This is a genomic window from Pantoea latae (genome assembly GCF_002077695.1).
GTDB lineage: Bacteria > Pseudomonadota > Gammaproteobacteria > Enterobacterales > Enterobacteriaceae > Pantoea > Pantoea latae.
This window is the reverse complement of record NZ_MWUE01000012.1, coordinates 1-16,737: the sequence shown is the minus strand read 5'-3', so window position 1 is coordinate 16,737 and position 16,737 is coordinate 1. Positions and strand designations below refer to the sequence as shown.

Below are 16,737 nucleotides of genomic sequence, written 5' to 3'. Positions count from 1 at the left end.
CCTGTCGGGGGTTTTTTATCTGATGGGGCAATATGAAATCCGTTCAGGACCAAATCACCGAACTGCGCACCACGCTGCGCCATCATGAGTACCTCTACCACGTTATGGACGCGCCCGAGATACCGGACGCTGAATATGACCGCCTGATGCGCGAACTGCGCGCGCTGGAAGAGCAGCATCCCGAGCTGATCACCGCCGACTCGCCGACCCAGCGCGTCGGCGCCGCGCCGCTAACGGTATTCGAGCAGGTGCGCCATGAGGTGCCGATGCTGTCGCTCGATAATACCTTCGACGAAGCCGGCTTCCTCGCCTTTAACAAGCGCGTGCAGGATCGCCTGAAAACAGGCGACGATATCGCCTACTGCTGTGAACTGAAGCTGGACGGCCTGGCGGTGAGCCTGCTGTATGAAAACGGCCTGCTGACGCGCGCCGCCACCCGCGGCGACGGCACCACCGGCGAGAACATCACCACCAACGTCCGCACTATTGGCGCCATCCCGCTGCGCCTGAAGGGCGATGACTTTCCTGCGCGGCTGGAAGTGCGCGGCGAAGTCTTTATGACGCAGCGCGGCTTCGAGAAGCTAAACGCCGAAGCGCGCCGCACCGACGGCAAAATTTTCGCCAACCCGCGCAACGCCGCGGCCGGCTCGCTGCGCCAGCTCGATCCGCGCATTACCGCGAAGCGTCCGCTGACCTTTTTCTGCTACGGCTTCGGCCTGCTGGAAGGCGGCGAACTGCCGGGCAGCCACTATGCGCGTCTGCAGCAGTTCAAAGCCTGGGGCCTGCCGGTGAGCGACCGCATCAGGCTGGTGCACAGCGCGGAAGAGGCGCTGGCCTTCTACCGCCATGTCGAGGAGACGCGTCCCGACCTGGGCTTCGATATCGACGGCGTGGTGATTAAAGTCGACTCGCAGGCGCTGCAGGAGCGGCTCGGCTTTGTGGCGCGCGCGCCGCGCTGGGCGGTGGCCTTCAAGTTTCCGGCGCAGGAGCAGATGACCGTGGTGCGCGACGTCGAGTTTCAGGTGGGCCGCACCGGCGCGGTGACGCCGGTGGCGCGGCTGGAGCCGGTGCTGGTAGCGGGCGCAATGGTGAGCAACGCCACGCTGCACAACGCCGATGAGATCGCGCGCCTGGGGCTGCGTATCGGCGACAAAGTGGTGATCCGCCGCGCCGGTGACGTTATCCCGCAGGTGGTGAACGTGGTGCTCTCTGAGCGTCCGGCAGACGCGCGCGAGGTGGTGTTTCCTACCCACTGTCCGGTGTGCGGATCGGACGTTGAGCGCGTCGAGGGCGAAGTGGTTACCCGCTGCACCGGCGGGCTAATCTGCGGCGCACAGCGCAAAGAGGCGCTGAAGCACTTTGTGTCGCGCCGCGCGATGGACGTTGAGGGGCTGGGCGACAAAATTATCGACCAGCTGGTCGAGACCGAATATGTCAAAACCCCGGCGGATCTCTTCCGGCTGACGCCGGAGAAGCTGCTTGGCCTCGATCGTATGGGACCGAAATCGGCGCAGAACGTGGTGAACGCGCTGGAGAAGGCGAAGTCGACCACCCTGGCGCGTTTCCTCTATGCGCTCGGCATTCGCGAAGTGGGCGAGGCGACCGCTGCCAACCTGGCGAACCACTTCGGCGAGCTGCAAAAAGTGATGGATGCCGATCTGGAGGCGCTGATCGCGGTGCAGGACGTCGGCACCGTTGTCGCCACTCACGTGCGTAACTTTATGGACGAGGAGAGCAACCGCGAAATCATTCGCCAGCTGGTGGAGGAGATCGGCGTGCACTGGCCGGCTATTGAGGTGGTGAAGGCGGAGGAGATCGACAGCCCCTTCGCCGGCAAAACCGTGGTGCTGACCGGCTCGCTGACCCAGCTGACGCGCGACGAGGCGAAAGATCGCCTGACCGCGCTGGGCGCGAAGGTCAGCGGCAGCGTATCGAAAAAAACCGACCTGGTTATCGCGGGCGAAGCGGCGGGCTCTAAGCTGGTCAAAGCGCAGGAGCTGGGCATTGAGGTGATCGACGAAGCCGAAATGATCCGCCTGCTGGACGCCTGATATGGACAAGGCACAGCTGGTTGAAATCGCCAATACGGCGATGCCGTTCGGCAAATATAAAGGCTGCCTGCTGATCGATCTGCCGGAGCCCTATCTGCTGTGGTTTGCGCGCAAGGCGGAGTTTCCCTCAGGGCGCTTAGGCGAGCTGATGCAGCTTACGCTTGCCATCAAGGTGGAAGGGCTGGAAGGCCTGGTAAAACCGCTTAAACGCACGACGTAAAAAAGCCCGCTTCGGCGGGCTTTTTGTTACTTCTGCGACTCGACCACGGTTGGCTTCACCTGCTGCGCCAGCTGCTTGTCGTGGCTGGCTTTATAGCGCTGGGCGATATAGGAGCAGACCATCAGCTGCACCTGATGGAAGATCATCAGCGGCAGCACGATAATCCCCACCGCGCTGGCTGGAAACAGAATATTGGCCATCGGCACGCCGTTCGCCAGGCTCTTTTTCGAGCCGCAAAACAGCACCACGATCTCATCGGCGCGGTTAAAGCCGAACAGGCGCGAGGCGGCGATGTTGATCGCCAGCACCAGCGCCAGCAGCAGCACGCAGCCCGCCAGAATCCACAGCAGCGTATCGATGCCGACGCGATGCCAGATGCCGTTGACCACCGCTTCGCTAAAGGCGGAGTAGACCACCAGCAGAATCGAGGTCTGGTCGGTTTTGCCGATCAGGCCGCGATGTTTTTCCACCCAGCCGGCAATCCAGCGACGCGACAGATGACCCAGCACGAAAGGCACCAGCAGCTGCAGCATAATCTTGCCGACCTGCTCAAGCCCGTTGGTCGGCGCGCTGCTGTGCACGTCCATCACCAGATTCACCAGCAGCGGCGAAATAAAGACGCCCAGCAGGCTAGAGGCCGAGGCGCTGCACACTGCCGCCGCGACGTTGCCGCCCGCCATGGAGGTAAAGGCGATAGCGGACTGCACGGTGGCGGGCAGAATGCAGAGATAGATAAAGCCGGTATAGATCTCCGCGCTGACGTTCACCGGATGCCACCAGACGATCAGCAGGCCGATTATCGGGAAGAGCACAAAGGTGCTGAACATAATCCACAGGTGCAGCCGCCAGTGGCTGCTGCCCGCAATGATCTTTTCGCGCGACAGTTTGGCGCCGTGCATAAAAAAGAGCAGGGCGATAGCGGCCGTGGTCAGGTATTCAAAGATGTCGACAAAGACGCCTTTAGCGGGCAAGAAGGTGGCCAGCAGCACCGTGATGATCAGTTTGATCATCATCGGATCGAGTCGCAGAAATCCCATTGTTAAAATCCGGTTAAAAATTACATGCAGTGATTGTGCGCGAAGCGGGTTTAGAAATAAAATTGATTTATTGCATTAATCTATGAGCTATTTAGATGAATTACACGCTACGTCAGCTGCGCACCTTTGTCGCCGTCGCCCATCACGGCGGATTTAGTCAGGCCGGGCAGGCGATTGGGCTAAGTCAGTCAGCGGTCAGCCACAGTATTAAAGAGCTGGAGGCGGCCATCGGCGTACGGCTGCTGGACCGCACCACGCGCGAGGTGATGCTGACGGAGGCGGGGCAGCAGCTGGCGTCGCGCATGGCGAGCCTGCTGGAGGAGATGAACTCTACGCTGCTCGATATTCGTAGCTATGGCGAGCAGCGCAGCGGCACGGTGCGCATCGCCGCCAGCCAGACCATCTCCGCGCACCTGATGCCGCAGTGCCTCGCCGCCAGCCAGCAAAGCTATCCCGACATCAGGGTGATTCTGCATGACCGGATGCAGCAGGTAGTGTTGCAGAGCGTACGCAATGCCGAGGTCGATTTCGGCATCGTTATCGGGCCGCTTAACAGCAGCGATCTCGACTGTCAGCCGATTCTGGACGAGCCTTTTTTGCTGCTGTGCCGCAGCGACGATCCGCTGGCCGCCGTGGCTAAGGCGCAGTGGCGCATGCTGGCGGGACGCGACATGGTGCTGCAGGATTACGCATCGGGCAGTCGGGTGTTGATTGACGCGGCGCTGCGTCAGCAGGAGGTTGAGATTAACGTGGTGCAGGATATCGGCCATCCGGCAACGCTGTTTCCCATGGTCGATGCGGGCATCGGCATCAGTATCTTGCCGGCGCTGGCGTTGCCGCTTCCAGCGGGCAGGGCGCTGACTGTGCGGCGGCTCTATCCGGAAATCAACCGCAGCCTGGTGCTGGTCAAGCGGAAAAACCGTTCGCTGACGCCAGCGGCGCAGGCGATCTGGCAGGAAGCGCGTCAGCAGGCGACGCTGCTGACGCAACAACGCGCGATCAATCCGGCGTTTTAGATATAGACGTTAATCTTGTTGGTTTCTGTGGGGCGGTTAACGCCGTCAGCAGCCTGCACGCCGCTCACCTGTTTTGCCGGTTCGCTGTTCTGCTGCGCCTGCTCAGTTTGCTTCTGCTCAAGCTGGGCGATCTGCGCTTCGAGCATGGCGATCTGCGACTGGTACATCTGCTCCATTTCGGACTTCTGCTCGTCGGTCAGATCCTGATTATCCGACAGCTCTTTGACCTGCTTCGTGATGCTCTGGATCTGCTTGTTGAGCGCAGAAATCTGCGACGATACGCTGGCGCTGCTGCTGCCGGCGCTACTGCCTGTACTGGCTGATAAAGCGGATATTGATGACATGGTCTTTCTCCTTGCAAATAGACATGATCGTTATCGGTTCGGGAGAAAAACGCTTGAGGCAGGAAAGCGTTAAGGTTTGGAAAAGATTGGGAAAGCTACTCCTGATTTTTCTCAAACGCCGCACGATGCCACATAAAGGCGCGCGGGAGGGGCCGTGAAGTAAAGCGTCCGACGCAGGGAAGCGGCGGCCGAGGCCACACGGACGTGTTCACGCCGACTTTACGTAACGGCCCCTCCCGTGCGCCTGAAAGGCACTAACCCACAGCGCGCAGAAACGAAAAAAGCGCCTGGAAGGCGCTTTTCTCTGAATGGGTGGGTCGTGCAGGATTAGCCTCGGCCCGTCCGGGGCCTCGCCCTGCGGGTGATGCTGCGCATCAGCCTGAATCGCTCCGGGCGATTCAGTCGAACCCTGTTTTTTCTCAAACGCCGCACGATGCCACATAAAGGCGCGCAGGATGGGCCGTGAAGTAAAGCGTCCGCCGCAGGGAAGCGGCGGCCGAGGCCACACGGACGTGTTCACGCCGACTTTACGTAACGGCCCATCCCGTGCGCCTGAAAGGCACTAACCCACAGCGCGCAGAAACGAGAAAAGCGCCTTAAAGGCGCTTTTCTCTGAATTGGTGGGTCGTGCAGGATTCGAACCTGCGACCAATTGATTAAAAGTCAACTGCTCTACCAACTGAGCTAACGACCCGAAGTGGTGGGTGATGACGGGCTCGAACCGCCGACCCCCTCCTTGTAAGGGAGATGCTCTACCAACTGAGCTAATCACCCACTTCGGTACTGCTTAACAAGAGCGTCATCTGACTAAGATATGGTGGGTGATGACGGGCTCGAACCGCCGACCCCCTCCTTGTAAGGGAGATGCTCTACCAACTGAGCTAATCACCCATATCTTATCTCTTGTTCACTGCGGGCCACCTTTAGAGTGGTGGGTGATGACGGGCTCGAACCGCCGACCCCCTCCTTGTAAGGGAGATGCTCTACCAACTGAGCTAATCACCCCCGCTGTGTGGAGTCGCATTATAGGGATCCTTCGAAGTGAGTCAACGCTTTTTAAAACTAAAATGCGCGTTCGCTTCAAAATTAGGCATCCCGCACTGCTTTTAGCCAATGTGCTGGTTTTATTAGCAGAAACCCGCCTCTTTACCCCTTTGCGCCGACGCGCAGTCATTGAGGATTCAACGCCAGGTGCTAGAATGTGCGCACTGTTTTTCGCGTCTAACCCGTTTTTTGTCATCCAGACAACGAACCCGCGCATCTAAGGCACTGCTGAATGAAAATCAAAACTCGCTTCGCGCCCAGCCCAACCGGCTACCTGCATGTCGGCGGCGCACGTACCGCGCTCTACTCCTGGCTCTTCGCTCGTCACAGCCAGGGCGAATTCGTCCTGCGCATCGAAGACACCGACCTCGAGCGTTCGACGCCGGAAGCTATCGAAGCCATTATGGACGGCATGAACTGGCTGAGCCTGGACTGGGACGAAGGCCCGTACTACCAGACCAAACGCTTTGATCGCTACAACGCGGTCATTGACGAGATGCTGGACGCCGGCACCGCCTATAAATGCTACTGCTCGAAAGAGCGTCTGGAGCAGCTGCGCGAAACCCAAATGGCCAACGGCGAAAAGCCGCGTTACGACGGCCGCTGCCGCGACAGTCACGAACATCACGCGGCGGATGAGCCGTGCGTGGTGCGCTTCCGCAACCCGCAGGAAGGCTCGGTCATTTTCGACGACCAGATCCGCGGCCCCATCGAGTTCAGCAACCAGGAACTCGACGACCTGATTATCCGCCGCACCGACGGTTCGCCCACCTATAACTTCTGCGTCGTCGTCGATGACTGGGACATGGGCATCACCCATGTGATCCGCGGCGAAGACCATATCAACAACACGCCGCGCCAGATCAACATCCTCAAGGCGATTGGCGCGCAGGTGCCGGTGTACGCGCACGTCTCGATGATCCTCGGCGACGACGGCAAAAAACTCTCTAAGCGTCACGGCGCGGTGGGCGTGATGCAGTATCGCGACGACGGCTACCTGCCGGAAGCGCTGCTCAACTACCTGGTGCGTCTGGGCTGGTCCCATGGCGATCAGGAGATCTTCACAATTCCAGAGATGAAAGAGCTGTTTACGCTGGACGCCGTGAGCAAATCCGCCAGCGCGTTCAACACGGAAAAGCTGCAGTGGCTGAACCATCACTACATTAACAGCCTGGCGCCGGAATATGTGGCGACCCATCTGCAGTGGCACATTGAACAGCAGAATATCGACACGCGCACCGGCCCGGAGCTGGCGAAGCTGGTGACGCTGCTGAGCGAACGCTGCAAGACCCTGAAAGAGATGGCGGCTTCCTGCCGTTACTTCTATGAAGAGTTCGATGCATTCGATGCCGACGCGGCGAAGAAACATCTGCGCCCGGTGGCGCGTCAGCCGCTGGAAGTGGTGCGCGACAAACTGGCCGCCATCACCGACTGGACGGCGGAAAACGTGCACCATGCGATTCAGAGCACGGCGGACGAGCTGGAAGTTGGGATGGGCAAGGTCGGCATGCCGCTGCGCGTCGCTGTAACCGGCGCAGGGCAGTCGCCTGGCCTGGACGTAACCGTGGAAGCGATTGGACAGCGCCGCAGCGTGGCGCGCATTGAAAAAGCGCTGGCCTTTATCGCGGAGCGCGAGGCGCAGGCCTGACAAACAAAAACCGGAAGCGCGATGCTTCCGGTTTTCTTTATTCTTCGCTGATCCCCAGCCGTTGCAGCACGCCTTTAATTCCTTCGCGCAAAATCATCGCCGCCAGCAGATCCTGCTCGTTCTGCGTCATTTGCTGTACAGAACTTAATAGTAACGCAGGTAAAGAATGCTGTTGCGAAGTATACGAGGCGTTGGGTTCGTTCAGGTTGCGCATGGACTGAATAAAGCTTTTCACGCGCTCGTCAATATGAATCAATCTCGCTTTACCGCCTTGTACGCCGGGCTTCGGCGTCGTGGTCCAGTTCTCTCGTTTGATCCATTTGTTCACCGTCTGGCGACTATAACCCGTTTCATTCGCGAGTTCTTCGGGGGTTAACCATTCCTTTTTCACGATGCTGTCCCTGTTTAATACATTAGTTCTACATATTACAGCAAATCGTTACGCGATAAAGTAACACAGAGGGAATTTGCCTTTTGCCTCGCGACAAAAGGCAAAAAAATTACTGCGCGGTGCCGACGGCTTCGGCAGAAGGGCGGAAGGCGAGGAAGTAGGCGAGGCCAACAAAGACCGCGCCGCCGACGCCGTTGCCCAGGAACACGGCGACGAAATTCGGCAGATACTCTGCCCAGCTCAGCTGACCGGCAAAAATGGCCGCTGGCACGATAAACATATTGGCGACGACGTGCTGGAAGCCGATCGCCACGAAGGCCATGACCGGGAACCACATACCGAAGATTTTACCCACCACATCTTTACTGGCGAACGCCAGCCACACCGCCAGGCAGACCAGCCAGTTGCAGCCGATGCCGGAGATAAAGGCGTGCAGGAAGTCCGCGTGCACTTTGGCGCTGGCGATAGCGACGGTCTTCTTCAGGTAGTCGCCTTCCGTCATGCCGAGCATATGGCCGAAGAACCAGGCGATAGCCAGGCTGCCGATAAAGTTGGCGATAGTGACCCAGAACCAGTTGCGCAGCACGGCAAAGCCGCTGATGCGACGCGCGAACCAGGCGACCGGCATGGTCATCATGTTGCCGGTCAGCAGTTCGCCGCCCGCCAGCACGGTCAGGATCAAACCGACCGGGAAAACCGCCGCGCCCAGCAGGCCGCCAAACGAGCCCCAGTCCGCCGGCAGCGAGTTGATAACGTGCAGGTCAAGCAGGAAGCCGGTGGCGATAAAGGCGCCCGCCATAAAGCCAAGAATTAATAAAGTGGGAATGGAGGCGCGGCTTTTAGTGACGCCAGCCTGAATCGCCAGTTGGGCGATCTCTTTAGGTGAATGCAGCGACATAGTATCTCGAATATTATTGATAGTTGTGACAGGGATGGTGTTGTAAAAAGGCGTGGGCAGCGATGTCCACGTTAGTTAGCCGGCTAAGTTTTACACGGCTTTTAACGGAAAACAAGAAAAATCCTAAAGGCTATGTAACCGTAATTTAACCTTAAAGAAGCCGGCGCACGCGAATAACCCAGGCACGCGTCGGCGGCGCGCGTTGCTGGCGATAAAAGCGGCTTAAAAACAGCGCACTCCGCGAGTTGCCGCCTTTTTCAGCGATCGAACCGCCTTTTGAGTATTTGACGTTGACACTCCGAAAGGGGTTTCATATTATGCCGTCCGTCGAGAACATCCGACGGTTTTTTCGGTTCGGGGCTATAGCTCAGCTGGGAGAGCGCCTGCATGGCATGCAGGAGGTCAGCGGTTCGATCCCGCTTAGCTCCACCAAATCGCATCCCAACGATTTGGCACTGAAAAAACGATTCCAGATGTGGGGGTATAGCTCAGCTGGGAGAGCGCTTGCATGGCATGCAAGAGGTCAGCGGTTCGATCCCGCTTATCTCCACCATTCTCTAAGTCCTGACTTCTCAGGCACCTTTCAAAATCCTGGTTCTGCCGCAAAAAAAGAGCGACATCGCTGCCGCCCCTTTTTCGCACGTTTATGCCGTTGCGCTTTGCTTCTCCGGCTGCAGCACGCGAAAGCCGTGCGTGCCGTCGCGATCCAGCTGCGCCACCAGACCAAACTCCCAGTCAAGATAGGCCTGCATCGTCGCCGCATCGATATCGGTGCCTTCATACGGGCGGCGATAGCGATCGATAGCGGGCGACAGCAGCTGCTCATCGCCGGCTTGCGTCGGCAGTCCGGCGTTGCGCCAGGCGCTGTTGCCGCCCGCCAGCAGATAAACCGGCTTGCTGGTCAGCGCCGCAACCTGTTCAACCGCATAGCCCGCCAGCAGGCTGCTGCCGCAGGTCAGCACATAGCGTTCCGCTGCGGGCAGCGCGGCCAGTCCCTGCTGCTGCAGCGTCGAGCGCAGCAGCCAGGCGGCGCCGGGAATATGGCTGGCGACGTGGTTGGCGCGCGTGGTGAAGTCCAGCACCTGAGTATCGCCCTGTTTTAGCCAGTCGCTTAGCTGCTGCGGCGAAACCGTCTCGGCGCGCGGCGCGGCGGGCACCTGCGCCGACCAGCCGCCTGTCGCGCTAAAGTCGCGCGGCTGCAGGCTGTCAAGCACCGCGACATCCCAGCCCATCTGCGCCAGCCAGGAGGCGGTCATGCTGGCGCGCACGCCGTCGTTATCCACCAGCACGATACGCGCGCCGCGCACGCTGGCGTAGTGGTCGGTCTCCTGCACCAGCTGGCCGCCCGGCACGTGACGGCTGCCCGGCAGATGGCCAGCGGCATACTCCTCGGCGTCGCGCACGTCGAACAGATAGGTGGTGCGCGCCTCCTGCTGCCAGCGCGCCAGCGTCGCGGCGTCGATGCGCGCCACGCCGGCGCGATCCGCCACCTGACGCGCCTGCGCCACGGCATGGCGCTGCGCGGTCTCGCTGGTGGCGCCATAGCGGCGGCTCTGCTGCTGCTCAAGCGACAGGCCCGCCAGCGTCCAGCCAATGGTGCCGTTGCGCAGCGCATACACCGGATTGCGGATGCCGGCGTTGACCAGCGACTGGGTGCCGATAATGCTGCGGGTGCGGCCTGCGCAATTGACGATCACCGTGGTGTCGGGCGAGGGCGCGATATCGCGCACGCGCAGCAGCAGCTCGCCGCCCGGCACGCTGATGCCGCCGGGAATCGACATGGTGTGGTATTCATCAAAGCGGCGCGCGTCGAGCACCACCACGTCCGCCTTATCGCGCAGCAGCGCGTCGACCTGCTCGGCCGCCAGCGACGGCGTCTGGTTATGATGCTCCACCAGCTCGCCAAACGCTTTGCTCGGCGAGTTCACATCGATAAACAGCTCGCCGCCCGCTGCCCGCCAGCCCGCCAAATCGTCCTTTAGCAGGGCGATATCGCTGTAGCCCCAGGCGGCCGCGCGTTCCGCCGCCGCCTGCGCCAGGCCCTCGCCGTTGTCGTACAGCGTCACTGGCGTGTCGCGGCGCGGAATGCGATCCAGCCACTCCAGCTCCAGCTTAGAGAGTGGAATATTGACCGCGAATAGCGGATGCCCTTGCGCATAGCGCGCTTCATCGCGCACGTCGACCAGCGCCACTTCCTGCTGCTGGCGCAGCGCCTGCTGGATCTCTGCGGCGTCGCGCAGAGGAAAATGTTTAGCCATGTGAAAGATCCCAAATGTTAGGTAAGTAGCGGCTGCTGTAGCCGGAGATAAAAGGTTTTTCGCTGCCGTCTTCGCCATAGACCGCGCGCGACACCGCGCCGATATTGGCGCCGTAGACGTGAATGCTGAGGGAGACGCGATCGTCGAAGGCGTTGCTGACGCGATGAATATCGCCAACGCGCGGCGAGACCGCGTCGATATGGCCTGGTTCCAGGCGAACCGGCGCGCCATCCGCCACCAGCCCACCGTTATCCAGCCTGAAGCCCTGCGACACTTCCGCGCCGCGCAGCATGCCGATCAAGCCCCAGACACGATGATCGTGCACCGGGGTTTGCTGGCCGGGACCCCAGACAAAGCTCACCACCGAGAAGCGCTGCTGCGCGTCGGCATACAGCAGATACTGCTGATAGTGCTGCGGGTGCGGCTGGGCAAACGCGTCATCCAGCCAGTCGTCATGCTGCAACAGCGGCCGCAGCAGTTCGCTGCCGCGCTCCAGAATTACGGCCTCATCCGGCTGCTGATCCAGCAGCGCGGCGAGCTGCGCGACAAAATCGCGCAGGCGATGGTGTTGACGTTCGCTCACGATTTATTCTCCTTATAGTGCTGCGCCACCTGATTGGCGCCGCTCGCCAGGCTGAAGTCAAAGGCGCCGCTGACGTCGACCGCTTTGGGCAGCACCTGATAGCGATGGAAGAAGTCGGCGGATTTTTGCAGCGTCGCGATAAGCGAGGGATCGAACACCAGCGGGCGAATGCGCGCGTCGGCGATCCAGCTGCGCGTAATGGCGGTCGGCATATTGAGCGACTTGCCCAGCGCCTGTGCGAACGGCTCTGGATGCTGCGCCGCCCAGACCTGCGCCTTCGCCAGTCGCGTCAGCAGATCGGCGATCGCCTTGCGTTTTTCCGTATCGGCCAGCGCCTCTTTGCGTGCCAGCGCATAGGAGTAGCCGGACATAATGCCGCTGCCGCCGCCCTGCGGCACGCGCACCGTGCCGTCAACCTGGGTTGAGGTGGCGATATAGGGTTCCCACGGCGCCCAGGCAGAGACCGCGCCGGAGGTCAGCGCCGCGCGGCCGTCCACCGGGCCGAGAAAGCGCAGCGTCACCTCATCGGGCTTCAGCCCGGCGCGCTCCAGCAGGCCGAGGATGAGATAGTGTCCCCAGCCGCCGCGATTGACGGCGATCTGCTTGCCTTTCAGATCCTGCAGGCGATGGATACCGGCATCGGGACGCGTCAGCAGCGCGATGCTGTCGGGATTGTTCTGCCACGCGCCGACCGCTTTTACCGGCGCGCCGGCGGCATAAACGAACAGAAAAGGCAGATCGCCGGTAAAGCCGAGGTCCAGCGCGCCCGCGTTCAGCGCCTCCTGCACCGGCGCGCCGGAGTCGAATGCGGTGAGCTTCAGCTCATAGGGCAGGTTATCCAGCTCGCCAGAGGCTTTCAGCGAGGCGAAGCGATCCCCTTTGACATCGCCGAGACGCAGCGTCACTTTTTCGGCGGCAAAGGCGGAATTAAGCGTGAGCGCCAGCGCGACGCCGGCGAACAGAGCGGCCAGGCGCATCAGGCGCTCCTTTTGCCGCGGCTCAGCGCCGCGACTTTCTCACGCGTTAGCGGCAGCAGTTCGCGGCCATACTCTACGGCGTCGTTCAGCGGATCGAAGCCGCGGATCAGCACGCTGTCGATGCCGAGGTGGTAGTAGTCCAGCAGCGCGTCAGAGACCTGGTCCGCGGTGCCGACCAGCGCAGTGGAGTTGTAGCCGCCGCTCACCAGCTTCGCCACGCCGGTCCACAGCACTTTATCGTGGCGGTCGCTTTCGTTGGCCGCCGCCAGCAGGCGCTGGGCGCCCACGCTCTGCGGCTTGGGCAGGCCGAAGGTGTAGCCCGACTCGGCCAGCTGCTTTTGCGCCGTTTCATAGATATGTTCTGCGCGCTCCCAGGCCTCTTTCTCGGTTTTGCCGATAATCGGGCGGAAGGAGATGTTGAATTTGATGTCGCGGCCCCGTTTCGCCGCGGCGGCGCGCACGGTTTGCACGGTTTCCGCCGCGCCCTGCAACGGTTCTCCCCACAGCGCGAAGACGTCGGCGTGGCGCGCGGCGACTTCGATCGCCTCTGGCGAGGATCCGCCGAAGTAGACCGGCAGCTTGCTTTGCAGCGGTTTAATGGCGGAGAAGGCCCGTTCAGCACGATAGAAGTCGCCCTGATGGTCGTACGCCTCAGTGGCGGTCAGGCTGTTATTCAGCACGCTGAGAAATTCGTCGGTGCGGGCGTAGCGTTCCGCTTTGCTGAGGAAGTCACCATCGCGGCGCTGCTCGCTGTCGCTGCCGCCGCTGATGATATGCACCGCCAGGCGCCCGTCGGTAAGGTTATCGAGCGTCGCCAGCTTGCGCGCGGCCAGCGTCGGCGCGACGAAGCCAGGGCGATGCGCCAGCAGAAATTTAATGCGTGAGGTATGGGCGGCGGCATGCGCCGTGACTAAAAAACCGTCGGGTTGATCGGACCAGTAGCCCACCAGAATGCGGTCAAATCCTGCCGCTTCATGAGCGCGGGCGAAATCAGCAATGTAGTTTTTATCGAACAGCGGCCCGCTGGCCGGAATGATTTCAGAGGCCAGGCGGTGGCCGATCATGCCAAGGAATTGAATGCTCATACGCTTCTCCCGATGTTAAGTAATGAAAAAACTACGGGGCAGCGAGCGCGAGATGAAATTCGATATTGTGCAAAGGATTTGCGGGATACGGGGAAGGGCGGCGCGGCGCGGCTGAGAGGGCGTGGCAGGCGTTATAACAAGCAGGAATAATTAAGAAGAAGGGCGAGCACTCGTCTCGCCCTTTTTCATCAGAATGCCAGTACCAGCCCGGCAATCGCAGCGGAGAGCACGCTGACCAGCGTTGAGCCGTAGAGCAGCTTCAGGCCGAAGCGCGACACCACGTTGCCCTGCTCTTCGTTCAGACCCTTGATGGCGCCCGCCACAATACCGATAGAGGAGAAGTTAGCGAAGGAGACCAGGAACACCGACAGGATGCCCTCTGAGTGTGGCGACAGCTGGCCCGCCAGCTTTTGCAGATCCATCATCGCCACGAACTCGTTGGAAACCAGCTTGGTGGCCATAATGCTGCCGACCTGCAGCGCTTCGTGCGCCGGCACGCCCATCACCCAGGCGAACGGATAGAAGACGTAGCCCAGCACGCCCTGGAAGCTGATGCCGAAGATAAAATCGAACAGGGCGTTCAGGCCGGAAATCAGCGCGATAAAGCCGATCAGCATCGCCGCGACAATAATCGCCACGCGGAAACCAGCAAGGATATATTCGCCCAGCATCTCAAAGAAGCTCTGGCCTTTGTGAATATCCTGCAGCTGCAGATCTTCTTCGCTGTCGACGCGGTAAGGGTTAATCAGCGACAGCACAATAAAGGTGCTGAACATATTAAGCACCAGCGCGGCGACCACATATTTCGGCTGCAGCATGGTCATATAGGCGCCGACGATCGACATGGATACGGTGGACATCGCGGTTGCGGCCATGGTGTACATGCGGCGCTGCGACATTTTCCCGAGGATATCCTTATAGGCGATAAAGTTTTCTGACTGTCCCAGAATCAGAGAGCTGACGGCGTTAAAGGATTCCAGCTTGCCCATGCCGTTGACTTTCGACAGCACGGTGCCGATGCCGCGGATCACCCATGGCAGAATGCGGAAGTGCTGCAGGATGCCGATCAGAGCGGAGATAAAAACGATCGGGCAGAGCACGTTAAGGAAGAAGAAGGCGAGGCCTTTGTCGTTCATATTGCCGAACACGAAGTTGGTGCCTTCGCCGGCATACTTGAGAAGATGGTCGAACAGTCCGGCGAAGCCTTTAACGAACCCGAGCCCAGCCTCGGAATTCAGGAAGAACCACGCCAGCAGCACTTCAATGACCAGAAGCTGGACAATGTAGCGTATACGAATACTTTTACGGTCGTGGCTGACGAGTAACGCCAGCACGCCTACCACCACCAGTGCTAAAAGGAAGTGCAAAATATGGGACATGCTTGCTCCAGATTTGAGGAGGGTTGTAATTTGCTGCGTATTCTATGTAACGCGTTACTTAAAAACGAGATCAAATCCACATTATAAGGATTCGCTATCACCCCTTTTCTCAGAAAACTCTCATCAGTCACAGCCTGTTCACAAAACGTTCACAGCAAATACCCACAAATTTATTGTCTATAAACTGTCCACCGTGTAGGGTAAGCGATATTGCACATTTTTTAGCAAGTCTCGCTTTACCGCAATGTATAGCAATGGCTATACTTTATAGCAGTATCTATTACAGCGATAACGATAACCTCATTTCACTTGCCGCGATCAGGCCATAATCTGGCAGGGTTAACACGCGTTCAGACAGGTAGAGAATTATGTTTGAGAGTCGTACCGCCGAGCGCGCCGCTCGCGGAGCCAGAAAAATCAAGCTCGCGCTGCTGGGTCCGGCGTTTATCGCCGCGATCGGCTATATCGATCCCGGCAACTTCGCCACCAATATCCAGGCGGGCGCCGCCTATGGCTATAAGCTGCTGTGGGTAGTGGTCTGGGCCAATATCATGGCGATGATCATTCAGCTGATGTCCGCCAAGCTCGGCATCGCCACCGGTAAAAACCTGGCGGAACATATCCGCGATCGCTTTCCGCGTCCGGCGGTCTGGTTCTACTGGGTGCAGGCGGAAATTATCGCCATGGCGACTGACCTGGCGGAGTTTATCGGCGCGGCGCTCGGCTTTAAGCTGCTGCTCGGCATCTCGCTGTTGCAGGGCGCGGTGCTGACCGGCGTGGCAACCTTTCTGATCCTGATGCTGCAGAGCCGCGGCCAGAAGCCGCTGGAGCTGGTGATTGGCGGCCTGCTGCTGTTTGTCGCGGCGGCCTATATCGTCGAGCTGTTCTTTTCCCAGCCGAAAGTCAGCGAACTGGTGACCGGCATGGCGCTGCCTTCGTTGCCGACGTCGGATGCGGTGTTCCTGGCGGCGGGCGTGCTGGGCGCGACCATTATGCCGCACGTTATCTATCTCCATTCGGCGCTGACTCAGGGTGGCGAGAGCGGCAATAAAAGCCAGCGCTACTCCTCAACGAAGCTGGATGTGGCGATCGCCATGACCATCGCAGGCTTTGTTAATCTGGCGATGATGGCGACCGCCGCCGCCGCGTTTCACTTTAGCGGCCACAGCGGCATCGCCGAACTCGACCAGGCCTACCTGACGCTGACGCCGCTGCTCGGCCATGCGGCGGCGACGGTGTTCGGTCTCAGCCTGGTGGCGGCGGGTCTCTCCTCGACCGTGGTGGGCACGCTGGCCGGGCAGGTGGTGATGCAGGGCTTTATCCGCTTTCATATTCCGCTGTGGGTGCGCCGACTGGTGACTATGCTGCCTTCGTTTATCGTGATTATGGCGGGCTGGGATCCGACGCGCATTCTGGTGATGAGCCAGGTACTGCTCAGCTTCGGTATTGCGCTGGCGCTGGTGCCGCTGCTCTCTTTTACCGGCAACCGCGCCATCATGGGCGAGATGGTCAATTCACGCCTGATGCAGAACGCCGGCCGCGCCATCGTGGTGCTGGTGGTGGCGCTGAACGGCTATTTGCTGGTCGGCGAAGTGCTCGGCCTGTAAACAGAAAAACGCCCGGTTCATTCGTAATGCTGGTCAGGTAAGGCCGCTATTTTCTCTAAATGGCGGCCTTTTCTTATAGGCGTGTGAGCATGCTGGTGCGGGCCACTGCACCTCCTCTGCTGCCGGGCCGTCCTCGCGCCGCTTCGCGGTGCCTTCGGCTGCAACGTCGTGCCGGACGGACCGTTCGGGTACGGCCATC

At 60.1% G+C, this 16,737-nt stretch carries 14 protein-coding genes and 6 tRNA genes; 7 read left to right on the top strand and 13 right to left on the bottom strand.

Going from position 1 to position 16,737, the window contains the following annotated elements; translation table 11 throughout:
- Positions 1–32: 32 nt before the first annotated feature.
- Both ligA and B2J69_RS08460 read left to right on the top strand, forming a co-directional pair.
- Positions 33–2,051, top strand: a complete 2,019-nt coding sequence (gene ligA, locus B2J69_RS08465) for an NAD-dependent DNA ligase LigA (RefSeq protein WP_081138256.1) — start codon at positions 33–35, stop codon at positions 2,049–2,051.
- Position 2,052: 1 nt separating this feature from the next.
- Entirely contained in the window at positions 2,053–2,271 is a 219-nt protein-coding gene (locus tag B2J69_RS08460) for a DUF3820 family protein (RefSeq protein WP_081138254.1), read from the top strand.
- 26 nt (positions 2,272–2,297) lie between these two features.
- Here B2J69_RS08460 and B2J69_RS08455 read toward each other — a convergent pair whose 3' ends face one another.
- The gene (locus B2J69_RS08455) at positions 2,298–3,308 is read right to left on the bottom strand and encodes a bile acid:sodium symporter family protein (protein WP_081138252.1); all 1,011 of its coding nucleotides are present in this window, start codon (positions 3,306–3,308) and stop codon (positions 2,298–2,300) included.
- Between the two features lie 95 nt (positions 3,309–3,403).
- Here B2J69_RS08455 and B2J69_RS08450 point away from each other — a divergent pair, with 95 nt between their 5' ends.
- Entirely contained in the window at positions 3,404–4,324 is a 921-nt protein-coding gene (locus B2J69_RS08450) for a LysR family transcriptional regulator (protein ID WP_081138250.1), read from the top strand.
- Here B2J69_RS08450 and B2J69_RS08445 read toward each other — a convergent pair.
- The 5 genes from B2J69_RS08445 to B2J69_RS08425 all read right to left on the bottom strand — a co-directional run bounded on the left by B2J69_RS08445 (position 4,321) and on the right by B2J69_RS08425 (position 5,673).
- Positions 4,321–4,668: a FlxA-like family protein gene (locus B2J69_RS08445; RefSeq protein WP_081138248.1), complete on the bottom strand. Its 348-nt coding sequence runs from the start codon at positions 4,666–4,668 to the stop codon at positions 4,321–4,323. The two genes, B2J69_RS08450 and B2J69_RS08445, sit on opposite strands and share 4 nt — an antisense overlap.
- Before the next feature lie 618 nt (positions 4,669–5,286).
- A tRNA-Lys gene (locus B2J69_RS08440) sits at positions 5,287–5,362 on the bottom strand.
- A gap of 4 nt (positions 5,363–5,366) precedes the next feature.
- Positions 5,367–5,442 (bottom strand) — tRNA-Val (locus B2J69_RS08435).
- Positions 5,443–5,483: 41 nt separating this feature from the next.
- Positions 5,484–5,559 (bottom strand) — tRNA-Val (locus tag B2J69_RS08430).
- Between the two features lie 38 nt (positions 5,560–5,597).
- Positions 5,598–5,673, bottom strand: a tRNA-Val gene (locus tag B2J69_RS08425).
- Between the two features lie 271 nt (positions 5,674–5,944).
- Between B2J69_RS08425 and gltX the strand changes: the two genes are divergently transcribed.
- Positions 5,945–7,360, top strand: a complete 1,416-nt coding sequence (gltX, locus tag B2J69_RS08420) for a glutamate--tRNA ligase (protein ID WP_081138246.1) — start codon at positions 5,945–5,947, stop codon at positions 7,358–7,360.
- Positions 7,361–7,397: 37 nt separating this feature from the next.
- Here the strand turns inward: gltX and B2J69_RS08415 are convergent, their stop codons facing one another.
- Both B2J69_RS08415 and B2J69_RS08410 read right to left on the bottom strand, forming a co-directional pair.
- Complete coding sequence (locus B2J69_RS08415; RefSeq protein WP_081138244.1) at positions 7,398–7,751, bottom strand: YfeC-like transcriptional regulator; 354 nt, start codon at positions 7,749–7,751, stop codon at positions 7,398–7,400.
- Between the two features lie 109 nt (positions 7,752–7,860).
- Positions 7,861–8,649: a formate/nitrite transporter family protein gene (locus B2J69_RS08410; RefSeq protein ID WP_033753670.1), complete on the bottom strand. Its 789-nt coding sequence runs from the start codon at positions 8,647–8,649 to the stop codon at positions 7,861–7,863.
- Positions 8,650–9,005: 356 nt separating this feature from the next.
- Between B2J69_RS08410 and B2J69_RS08405 the strand changes: the two genes are divergently transcribed.
- Positions 9,006–9,081: transfer RNA gene (locus B2J69_RS08405), tRNA-Ala, on the top strand.
- Between the two features lie 45 nt (positions 9,082–9,126).
- A tRNA-Ala gene (locus B2J69_RS08400) sits at positions 9,127–9,202 on the top strand.
- Between the two features lie 91 nt (positions 9,203–9,293).
- Here B2J69_RS08400 and B2J69_RS08395 read toward each other — a convergent pair.
- The 5 genes from B2J69_RS08395 to B2J69_RS08375 form a co-directional block, all read right to left on the bottom strand.
- The gene (locus tag B2J69_RS08395) at positions 9,294–10,907 is read right to left on the bottom strand and encodes a rhodanese homology domain-containing protein (protein ID WP_081138242.1); all 1,614 of its coding nucleotides are present in this window, start codon (positions 10,905–10,907) and stop codon (positions 9,294–9,296) included.
- Positions 10,900–11,490: a cysteine dioxygenase family protein gene (locus B2J69_RS08390; protein WP_081138240.1), complete on the bottom strand. Its 591-nt coding sequence runs from the start codon at positions 11,488–11,490 to the stop codon at positions 10,900–10,902. Before B2J69_RS08390 ends, B2J69_RS08395 begins: the two co-directional genes overlap by 8 nt.
- Positions 11,487–12,467, bottom strand: coding sequence for an ABC transporter substrate-binding protein (locus B2J69_RS08385; protein WP_081138238.1), 981 nt, complete (start codon positions 12,465–12,467; stop codon positions 11,487–11,489). The genes B2J69_RS08390 and B2J69_RS08385 overlap by 4 nt, the downstream gene beginning before the upstream one ends.
- The gene (locus tag B2J69_RS08380) at positions 12,467–13,552 is read right to left on the bottom strand and encodes an LLM class flavin-dependent oxidoreductase (protein ID WP_081138236.1); all 1,086 of its coding nucleotides are present in this window, start codon (positions 13,550–13,552) and stop codon (positions 12,467–12,469) included. The genes B2J69_RS08385 and B2J69_RS08380 overlap by 1 nt, the downstream gene beginning before the upstream one ends.
- A 188-nt stretch (positions 13,553–13,740) precedes the next feature.
- On the bottom strand, positions 13,741–14,931 hold the full coding sequence (locus B2J69_RS08375) for a NupC/NupG family nucleoside CNT transporter (RefSeq protein ID WP_081138234.1): 1,191 nt from the start codon (positions 14,929–14,931) through the stop codon (positions 13,741–13,743).
- Between the two features lie 368 nt (positions 14,932–15,299).
- Between B2J69_RS08375 and B2J69_RS08370 the strand changes: the two genes are divergently transcribed.
- On the top strand, positions 15,300–16,538 hold the full coding sequence (locus tag B2J69_RS08370; protein ID WP_081138232.1) for an Nramp family divalent metal transporter: 1,239 nt from the start codon (positions 15,300–15,302) through the stop codon (positions 16,536–16,538).
- Positions 16,539–16,737: the final 199 nt, after the last annotated feature.

Bases quoted from the DNA above. Each gene is read 5' to 3' on its own strand.
- ligA (WP_081138256.1), top strand. From the start codon at position 33: ATGAAATCCGTTCAGGACCAAATCACCGAACTGCGCACCACGCTGCGC.
- B2J69_RS08460 (WP_081138254.1), top strand. From the start codon at position 2,053: ATGGACAAGGCACAGCTGGTTGAAATCGCCAATACGGCGATGCCGTTC.
- B2J69_RS08455 (WP_081138252.1), bottom strand. From the start codon at position 3,308: ATGGGATTTCTGCGACTCGATCCGATGATGATCAAACTGATCATCACG.
- B2J69_RS08450 (WP_081138250.1), top strand. From the start codon at position 3,404: ATGAATTACACGCTACGTCAGCTGCGCACCTTTGTCGCCGTCGCCCAT.
- B2J69_RS08445 (WP_081138248.1), bottom strand. From the start codon at position 4,668: ATGTCATCAATATCCGCTTTATCAGCCAGTACAGGCAGTAGCGCCGGC.
- gltX (WP_081138246.1), top strand. From the start codon at position 5,945: ATGAAAATCAAAACTCGCTTCGCGCCCAGCCCAACCGGCTACCTGCAT.
- B2J69_RS08410 (WP_033753670.1), bottom strand. From the start codon at position 8,649: ATGTCGCTGCATTCACCTAAAGAGATCGCCCAACTGGCGATTCAGGCT.
- B2J69_RS08395 (WP_081138242.1), bottom strand. From the start codon at position 10,907: ATGGCTAAACATTTTCCTCTGCGCGACGCCGCAGAGATCCAGCAGGCG.
- B2J69_RS08385 (WP_081138238.1), bottom strand. From the start codon at position 12,467: ATGCGCCTGGCCGCTCTGTTCGCCGGCGTCGCGCTGGCGCTCACGCTT.
- B2J69_RS08380 (WP_081138236.1), bottom strand. From the start codon at position 13,552: ATGAGCATTCAATTCCTTGGCATGATCGGCCACCGCCTGGCCTCTGAA.
- B2J69_RS08375 (WP_081138234.1), bottom strand. From the start codon at position 14,931: ATGTCCCATATTTTGCACTTCCTTTTAGCACTGGTGGTGGTAGGCGTG.
- B2J69_RS08370 (WP_081138232.1), top strand. From the start codon at position 15,300: ATGTTTGAGAGTCGTACCGCCGAGCGCGCCGCTCGCGGAGCCAGAAAA.